8 protein-coding genes are annotated in these 9306 nt (G+C 43.9%); 4 read left to right on the top strand and 4 right to left on the bottom strand.

The features are described 5' to 3' along the window. Positions 1 to 295: 295 nt before the first annotated feature. On the bottom strand, positions 296 to 1726 hold the full coding sequence (locus ACJ751_RS15115; protein ID WP_407746337.1) for a DUF4403 family protein: 1431 nt from the start codon (positions 1724 to 1726) through the stop codon (positions 296 to 298). 66 nt (positions 1727 to 1792) lie between these two features. On the opposite strand from ACJ751_RS15115, the gene ACJ751_RS15110 reads away from it, so the two are divergent. Further along, a complete protein-coding gene (locus ACJ751_RS15110) occupies positions 1793 to 2878 on the top strand; it encodes a M48 family metallopeptidase (RefSeq protein ID WP_407746336.1) in 1086 nt (361 codons plus the stop codon). 2 nt (positions 2879 to 2880) lie between these two features. Here the strand turns inward: ACJ751_RS15110 and ACJ751_RS15105 are convergent, their stop codons facing one another. The 3 genes from ACJ751_RS15105 to ACJ751_RS15095 form a co-directional block, all read right to left on the bottom strand. Beyond that, complete coding sequence (locus ACJ751_RS15105; RefSeq protein ID WP_407746335.1) at positions 2881 to 3762, bottom strand: bestrophin family protein; 882 nt, start codon at positions 3760 to 3762, stop codon at positions 2881 to 2883. 316 nt (positions 3763 to 4078) lie between these two features. Continuing rightward, positions 4079 to 5335 carry a hypothetical protein gene (locus ACJ751_RS15100; RefSeq protein ID WP_407746334.1) on the bottom strand — a complete coding sequence of 419 codons (1257 nt, stop codon included), beginning with the start codon at positions 5333 to 5335 and terminating at the stop codon, positions 4079 to 4081. 645 nt (positions 5336 to 5980) lie between these two features. After that, complete coding sequence (locus ACJ751_RS15095; RefSeq protein ID WP_407746333.1) at positions 5981 to 6445, bottom strand: hypothetical protein; 465 nt, start codon at positions 6443 to 6445, stop codon at positions 5981 to 5983. 284 nt (positions 6446 to 6729) lie between these two features. Here ACJ751_RS15095 and ACJ751_RS15090 point away from each other — a divergent pair, with 284 nt between their 5' ends. Genes ACJ751_RS15090 through ACJ751_RS15080 form a run of 3 tightly spaced genes read left to right on the top strand, consistent with a single transcriptional unit; the run spans position 6730 to position 9211 of the window. After that, a complete protein-coding gene (locus ACJ751_RS15090) occupies positions 6730 to 7740 on the top strand; it encodes a tetratricopeptide repeat protein (RefSeq protein WP_407746332.1) in 1011 nt (336 codons plus the stop codon). Positions 7741 to 7799: 59 nt separating this feature from the next. Beyond that, positions 7800 to 8453, top strand: coding sequence for a ribulose-phosphate 3-epimerase (gene rpe / locus ACJ751_RS15085; RefSeq protein WP_407746331.1), 654 nt, complete (start codon positions 7800 to 7802; stop codon positions 8451 to 8453). Between the two features lie 11 nt (positions 8454 to 8464). Continuing rightward, positions 8465 to 9211, top strand: coding sequence for a class I SAM-dependent methyltransferase (locus tag ACJ751_RS15080; protein ID WP_407746330.1), 747 nt, complete (start codon positions 8465 to 8467; stop codon positions 9209 to 9211). Positions 9212 to 9306: the final 95 nt, after the last annotated feature.

Here is a 9306-nt window from a genome sequence, read left to right as displayed (position 1 = left end):
TTTTGCGACAGCCACTCAACAATGAGGAAATGTTTGAGTTATCTAGCAAGGGTGTTGGTTTGCGGGAATGTTTCTTTGCTAACTAATTGTTTTTCATAACTCTATCCCTATTACGAAAGATTAGCTTACCTGGTTGCCTTATCCAGAACAATTATTTCCTGGCCAAAGTTAGAACAGATGGCTTGAATTAGCAATATGATGTTAGTCTCTATCCACCCGTCAACTTGTTAACTCGTCAACTCGTTAACTCGTCAACTCGTTAACTCGTTAACTGGTCAACTGGTTAACTGATCAACTACTTCCTCAGCATACTAACTGGCGGTTGCCCAATGAACATCAACGTGCCCCGGATATACGCCTGTACCTGGATGTAATCTTTTTGGGGAAGCAGTCCCATCAGGCGGAATTCCTGGAAGGTGCCGGCGCTGCTCATCCAGGGTGTTATTTGCTGGTTTAATCGCGCTTCAATCACTTTCTTGTTCTTTTCAATAAGGGCGGCAATATCCAGCACCGACTGGTTGGCGAGTTGTTTCATGATCTTTTTATGGAACAGGGCCTTGGCAATATTCACCATCATGTCTTTGGTGTCGAGCGCAAAAGTTACATCGGGCATGGAGAGCAACTGTTTTTCTGCATCCAGCTGTGGCGTGCCTTTCAGGTGCAATACGCCTTTGCGGTTACCGGTAAAGGAAACATCAACCTGAATTTTGCCATCGTTGGTACCGCTGAGTTTCACGTCTTTTATTACAAACGTTCTGCCTTCTACCTCAAACGGTTTGTTTACCAAACTATCGGTCATCAGCTTGTTAAAGAAACTGTATTGGTAAACGGCATCGAGATAAGTATTGATGCCGGTTGAGTATTGCGAATTGCTGATAGGGGGCAGCGCGGCATGGGTAACCAGCTGCTGGCTGTCTGAAGAGAATTTTGGTTCACCCCTGTAGCCGATTGAAAAATATAAGGTATCGCGGAATACATTGAAATTGCTTACCCGCAAATCAGATGGGTTCAGATTTAAAAAACCATAGGTGCTGATAGGGATCACCCGGCTGCCGCCACTGCGCCACTGACGCAGCATAGCATTGTTATTCAGGGTTTGAATAAACTTGTCGAAAGTGCCGCAAGTGCTTTCAACCGATGCCCTAATGCTATCCATGATCTCATCGGTCAGGTCGTTTTGCATCATGGTCACCTGGCATTTATCCACCGCGTTTATCTTATCTAACCTGGTACTGGTAAGCAACTGGTGATTGGGCAATAACGTAAGGGTAGAACTGATGTTGAGATCAACCCGGCGCAAGGCCTCGTTACCAAAACCACAGCTGCCGCTTACCCAGGGCGATACCTGTTTATCCATGGCGCACACGGCTTTGCTGCCTGCGATCTGGTAACTGCCGCGAAAACCAATGGTTACTTTATTGTTAACACAGCCAAATGTAAAAGGCGAGCGTACAAAACGGAATTTATAACGGAAATCGCAACCCGATTGGGTATAATTGGGCCATTTATCGTTGGTGAATTCTTTGGGACTGCTTGAATCCATCATCGCCAGCAAGGGCTTCATGTATATTTTAAAGGGAATATTGATGATGGAAGAAGGCATGGCCGGCAACAACCTGGCCTGTGTTTCGGCCGTGGGTTGAATGGTTACTTTTTTGCTGCTGTTGCAGGCTGCGATACAAATCAGTAATGCTACTACAGGAAGGAAACCAGGAATCCTTTTCATAAAGTGGTGTAAGAGAGTTTTCAAGGTCAAATATAATCCATTCTTTACTCCTAATTTAGTGCCAATATGAGCACTTATTCAGCAACTTATTATACGGCGGCGGGACATTATTACCAGGCGACCGTTTTTTTGTCGGCGGTAACTATTACCATACGCCATCGCGATGAAGAAAGCAAGGAGAAGGACGTGTACTGGCTTACAAAAGATATTGTTGCATTTAATAAACAAATAATAGGCGGGGAATTACAATATCGGAATGCCGGCGGGGGAATAGAACGCCTGGGCATCCGGGACCAGCAACTGGTTGAAGCATTGCAAAAGGCCCTGTCGCACCATCGCGTGTTTGGTAAAGTGCATAACCGCGTGCTGGGAAATAGCTGGGTAAAGCTGGCCCTGCTTGCCGGCATCGTTTTGTTTTTATTGCTGGGTACATACCTGTGGCTGATCCCTTTTCTGGGTGAGCGGATGGCTAAAAGATTTTCAAAGGAAGCAGAGATCAGGATGGGGGAGCAAATGTACCAGTCGGTGAAGTTGCAATACCGCATCGATTCCCAAAAAACGGCTATCCTGAACAATTTTTATAAACAGCTGCATTACGATGTAGGCTACCCGGTATCAATTACTGTGGTAGGATCGAACGAAGTGAATGCCTTTGCCATCCCCGGCGGGCATATTGTGGTGTATGATGCCATTCTTGACCAGATGAAAACGCCGGAAGAATTGGCGGCCCTGTTGGGACATGAAGCATCCCATATTGCTTTGCGCCATTCCCTGCGCAATATCTTTCGAAGCATGGCCCGGCAAATGTTCATTTCAATATTGATCGGCGATCACTCAAACGTTGCTACAGTAGTGGTTAATAATGCCGATGCCCTGAAAGGCTTGCAATATTCGCGGTCACTGGAAACGGAAGCGGATGACAATGGCATGCAATTAATGGAAAAAAGCAGGATCAACCCGCAGGGGATGATGCGCCTGATGCAAATGCTTCAAAAGGAAAGCGGCAGTGGAGGCGAGCGGGCTGCCTTCCTGAGCACCCACCCGGTGTTTAAAGACCGCCTTCAAAACGTTGAAAAGCAGTTAAAGCAATGGCCGCCTGTAACTACTGCCAATGATAGTTTGAAAACCATCTTTCACTCCATATACGAATAGATTTACTGTATAATTTCAGCCACATGCTTTTTGATGTTGGAAGCCATTTTGGTCATGGGCAGGTCGTTTTCATCGCCGCCAAACGGGTCTTCAATTTCTTCCGCGATCAGTTCAAGACTGGCCAGAACATAAAAAATAAAGCCAACTACGGGTATGGCCAGATAGCCCAGGCTGATGGCGAAGCTGAAGGGCAGCGTCATCACATAAAAGAAGATGAACTTTTTAATGAACACGCTGTACGAAAAAGGGATGGGTGTGTTTTTGATGCGTTCACAGGCGCCGCAGATATCGGTAAATGATTGCAGTTCGTTATTGAGAACGATCAGCTGATCGCCTTTTATTTTTCCTTCTTCATACAACCTGTTTACCCGTTGAAATAAGAGCGAGGCTACCTGGTTAGGGATGTGCCGGCTGGTATCGATATTTTTCAATTCGGGATGTTCCGTTTCATCCAGCGCCAGGCGGGTTGATTCTGCATGCAGGTGATGCGCCAGCACCGAAGCATACATGGGAATGGATTTTCTGAAGAACGAACGGTGTGTTTCCTCTTCAAAATGCAGCATGCTGTGCAGTTTAATGGCCAGATTACGGCTATTGTTAACCAGTGAACCCCACATTTTTCTTCCTTCCCACCAGCGGTCATATGCGGTGTTGGTACGAAAAACCAGCAGCATTGAGATCACGAAGCTGAGCAGGGTGTGCATGGAGGTTATCTGCTTTACGTAACTGCCTTCAGATAGCTTCAAAAAATGCAATTCAAAGATAACGATGATCCAACAGTAAATACAGATACCAAAAATAAGCGGTGATAACTTGCGTAAGGTGTCGGCCTTATGAAAGCGGAAAATAAAAGTAAACCAGTCTTTCGGATTGTATGTGATCATAGTCGAGCTTCTTACTGGAAAGATAAGGATTTAGTTGACGAGTTAATGAGTTGACAAGTTGACGAGTTAACAAGTTAACGAGGAAAATAGCAGCTTGGAAGTAATAAAGTAGGATGTTGATAGGGTTGATAAGGTTGACAGCGTTGATAAAGCGAAGAGAAAATACGGTAGTGAGACATGAAAATAGTGAGGAATGTACATTCTCGCGAGCCATCTTTGCCCTTTGCCTTTTGCCCTCTGCCCTCTGCCTCTTCCTTTAAAAAGAAAAAGGCCACCCGTTATCAGGCAGCCTTTTTTACAATGCTTATTAACTTAATTATTTCGGCTTAGCCCAGGCGTTCGCAGGTAACGATGGGTTGATGTCGTAATTCTCGTAAGTGATAGTTTGAGCGTGTTTACCACTCTGCATGATCTCGGTGTATGGTAACATAATACCGCCCGTTTTCTTGTAGTCAGAGTATGTAAAGGTAGTAGTACCACTCAGCGGGTCAACCATAATCAGGGCTTCCAGCCTGTTGGTTTTGTTATTAAGGATATAACCGGCACGGATGCTGTTTACTGTTACCATTACCGATGACAGATCATACTGTGATGTTTGCAGAGTGGCTGTAGATTTGTCCAGAATGCTTGACTTCAGGCCTAACAAACCACAGTACAGGTAACGCTTCAGTTCTGTTACACGTTGGGGTGACAGGGCAGCATAACCATTACCATCAAAGCTCCAACCGCTGTTGCCTTCCATTTGCTCTAACAGAATAACGTTGCCTTGCAGCGATGATTCCAGGCGCACGATCTGACGGTTAAAGTCGGCCCACATAGTCAGTGTTAGGTTATTGGTGTTCATCACTGCTTTCAGCGAATTTAGATTATCCAGGCTTTTACCACCATGTACCTGGTTAGCCGCCTTCATCAGGTTCATCCCGGTTTCCAGCACATCATTCGATTTGGTAGCTGTAGTAGTAACTACAGGAGCAGCTGTAGGTGCAGATGGTTTTGCTATATCGCCATGTTTGGCCATTTCCTCTTCATCGAGATAAAAGATATCGCCATTGATAACAGCGATCTGTTTTTTATCAGGACTGGTGAATAAGCTATAGCTGGCTGTTTTACCATTGTCAAATTTCAGTTCTAACTGACCCTGGTTGATGGTATAAGAACCACCATCACCGCTGCTACTGCTTCCACCCGATACCGTTGTAAGCGTAGCAGTACGTTTAAATTTACCTTCGGTAAAATAAAAGCCATCTGCTTTACCGCCCGATCTTATAAATTTGAAAAAACCGTTGGGAACTGCAGTGGAAACATTAAGTCTTACAAAGGTAGCGGCGCCAGACTGGCCGGTTTCGCCGGTAACACTTAACAGGATAATTTTTTCAGAACCATCATTAAGGAATTTCATTTTCAGCTGATTGCCGGTAATAGAATAAGTACCGTCAATACGCTTTGCCCAATCAGTTTTATCTAAACTGCTACAGAAAGATGAATTGGGTCTGAAATAATAGGCATAATCAGTTCTTACCATTGCGCCGGCATCAGAACTTTGATCATATTCATACGCAGTACCTGCGTACACCGCATTGATAGTTTGTGCTAATAGGGACGAACTGGAGAATAGTAAGCATAAAAAGAAAACGCTAGTACGGATTCTCACCAAGGTGTTAAGTGTCATGATAACGTTTACATTTGTATTTTCAAAAAGCCTGCCGAAATATAATATTCCTGTTAATACAGACTCAATAAGATTTATGAAAAATTATTCATCAGGAGCAAGCAAGGAAAGCAGATCGTTTTTCTGTATACGATAGCCATTATATACCACATTGCTTATTGGAAAAGATGTAATTGATGTGGGGTTCTGGCCTTTCTTTGATCTATTCAACTCAGGGCGCGCAAACGTATCGTGTAAACTTCAAACGATTGTCCTGTAGTGTCCTGCTCCCAGGTTTTCGGATCATTTTATACGCATCCAAAAACGCGCGCATAACTCGAATATTGTGTTGTATTTCATTTTGTTACATGCCTTGATGAATTGAGATAAGTAGATTGAAATGAGGCAGATAGGAGCGGTTTGGATCAGCGCAGGATTAGAAAAGGCTGGTTTATAAAAGATTATTTTTAGATGCATTTACGCTAAAGTCATATTTAGCATGATGGATAAAAAGCAAAATGTCCCGATGAGGGACATTTTGCTGATATTATAAATAATGTAAAGTATATACTACATACCGGGAACGAGGGCACGGCCAATACCTTCCCTGCCAGGCCACGGAATAGCAGCCAGTATTACCAGTAAAGCAATTAAAAAGAACCAGAATGCTTTTTTGTATTTGTTATAATCAGAGATAGATTTTTTTGCCTGACCTCTGCCAACGGTGATCAATGCAATGGCGATGATCATCATCACCGGATGTTCTACCCAATAAAAACGATAGGTGGCATTTTTCATTACACTCACGCCTTCGGGTACGCCTTTGGCAATACCGTACGTACCAACAAATAACAATATCAAACCAATCAGCAAGGTAATATGGGCTGTTATCATAGTAAATAACCATAATTTCTTGTCACCTGCCGATAATGCTTTTTTACCGCTGAAACCTGATAAGCTTTTTACAATGGATGCCAGTAATAAGATCAACAGTATCCATCGAAGCCAGCTATGTAGTACAACTAAGATATTCATATGTGGAATTTGGCGCAAAGCTAATGGGGGCAGGTTGAAATCTCAAATTTGATTCCTGAATAACTGACCGCTATACATAAGTTTTGATCCTTATTATTCCATGCAAATGACGTGTTTGCCGTACATTGGCACATTTTATAGCTATTAATGGAAGATAATTTTGTTAAATAGTTTGCATGTCAGAATATTGCCATAAGTACCAGGAAAAAATCGGTTAGTTTTGCTTCGGCCGCCGCAGCCTTGGCGAAGGCGGCCATACGGTGAAAAAAACATATATAACGCAGATGAAAAGATGGTTCTCTTTACAGGGTTTATTGTTGATTGGTTTATTAGGTTGGTTATGCAGTTGCCATTCCGGAAAGGAGAAGGAATCGCCGGAAAAAATATTAGGTTTACGGCCCTATGCAGGATTGACTGATAGTATTAAACGGTTCCCGCAAAACCAGGAGCTGTACCTGGAAAGAGCGGTACTGCTTTCCCAAAATGATCGCCATGAACTGGCAATGGCTGATTATAAAAAAGCCTGGGAATTAAAACCCGATGAACATATCGCTCTGCAATATGTATCTAACCTGATGTTGGTGAACCGTCCCCAGGACGCGGTGAACCTGTTGAAAGAATGTATTGCCACCTGGCCCGCCAATCCCGATCTGCATCGCCGCTTAAGCGAGATCTATACACAAATGGGCGAAACAAAAAAAGCCATTGATCAATACGATGAATGGGCGCAGCAGGACTCTACAAATTTTGAGGTCTGGTATGAAAAGGGCGTATTACTGGCCCAGTTAAAGGATACCCCGGCCGCCATTACCGCGCTGGAACACTCCTATCGCATAGCACCCATTAATTACAACGGACTGGCCCTGGCGAGTTTGTATGGCGCTACCCGGAATCCCAAAGTAATCACCCTCTGCGATGACCTGTTGCGTAAGGATACTTCCAACATCACCAACGATGTATTATACCTGAAAGGCAGTTATTATTCCGATACTAAACAATATGAAAAGGCTATTCGTGAATTCAATGAATGCATAAGCCGCGACTGGAAATTCACCGATGCTTATATTGAAAAGGGCATTGTGTTGCATGATCTGAAAAAGTACGACAGCGCCCTGAAAATATTCATCATGGCCGCCACAGTTACCAATACCAGTCCCGATGCCTGGTACTGGATGGCGCGTTGTTATGAAGAATTAGGCAAAAAAGACCTGGCTTTGGTGAATTATGAACGTGCCCTGGCCCTCGATAAAAATTTTGAGGAAGCGCGGGATGGAATTAGAAGATTAAAGAAGTAGAGGGCTTTGAACTTAAAACTTTGGACTTTCAACTTTGAACTTAAAATTTTGAACTAGAAATGGCTATCGTAGCACCATCATTTTTATCAGCTAACTTTTTAAATCTGGAAGCAGATTGTAAAATGATCAATGAAAGTGAGGCCGACTGGTTTCATTTGGATGTAATGGACGGACGTTTTGTGCCCAACATTACTTTTGGCCCCATGATCATTGAGTTTATTCGAAAAACAACCACCAAGGTTTGTGATGTGCACCTGATGATAGTGGAACCGGAAAAATATGTGGAAGATTTTAAAAAGGCTGGCGCCGATATGCTGACGGTGCACGAAGAATGCTGTGTTCATTTACACCGGAATATTCAACAGATCAAATCACTGGGCATGCAGGCCGGCGTGGCATTGAACCCGCATACGCCTGTGGAGTCGTTGAAAGAAGTGCTGGATGATATTGATATGGTTTTGATCATGAGTGTGAACCCCGGTTTTGGTGGTCAGAAATTCATCCCCAACACGCTGAACAAGATCAGGACCCTGCGTCATATGATCAATGAAAGAGGACTGTCTACCAAAATTGAGATCGATGGCGGTATTACGCTGGAGAATGCGCATGCGATCGTGAAAGCCGGCGCCGATGTGCTGGTAGCCGGTAACACGGTGTTCAAATCAAAAGATCCCAAAGACACTATTGCACAGCTGAAAAAGATAACCAGATAAATGTAAAAGGTATGGCAAAAGACCTTTTCAGTAACCAGGCCTCGCTGTATGCACAATACCGCCCCGGCTATCCCGGCGAATTATATGAATTCATTTTGCAGCAGGTGACCGATCCACAACAGGCCTGGGATTGCGCCACCGGTAATGGACAGGCCGCCGTTGAACTGGCCCGCTATTTTGAAAAGGTAATGGCCACAGACATTAGTGAAAAGCAATTACAGCAGGCCATCCCAAACGCAAAGATCACTTATAGCATTTCCACCGCAGAACAAACCAGTTTCCCCGATAATAGTTTTGATTGTATCACTGTAGCGCAAGCCTACCACTGGTTTCAGTTTGATGCCTTTGAAAAAGAAGTGCGGCGCATTGCCAAACCCGGCGCTGTGGTAGCCATTTGGGGCTATAGCCTGGTAGTATGTGAAGACGAAGCGCTGAATACCATCATCAAAACATTTTACCGTGATACCGTAGGTGCGTACTGGGATAAAGAAAGAAAGTATATCGACGATCACTATACCACGGTGCCTTTCCCTTATGAAGCATTACCCTCGAAGGAATTTCAAATAACCTTACAGTGGAACCGGCAGCAACTGATCGGTTATTTCAACACCTGGTCAAGCGTACAGCATTTTATAAAAGCGCATCAGTATAACCCGGTTGATGAACTGGCGACTGTTATTGAAAAGGTGTGGCCGGGGGAGTATTTAAAGAGCTTTTATTTTCCGTTGTTCCTTAAGTTGGGTAAAGTAACGAAGTGAGTTGACCAGTTAACCAGGTCGAGATGGCAAGATAGAATTAATAATACGGCGAGAGAAGACAGGAGTGAGCAATGAAACTAGTGAGGAAAGTTACA

It is taken from the genome of Niastella sp., from assembly GCF_045805085.1.
In the GTDB taxonomy this organism is placed as follows: domain Bacteria; phylum Bacteroidota; class Bacteroidia; order Chitinophagales; family Chitinophagaceae; genus Niastella.
The sequence above is the reverse complement of the archived record's forward strand: the minus strand, read 5'-3'. Positions and strand labels throughout refer to the sequence as shown.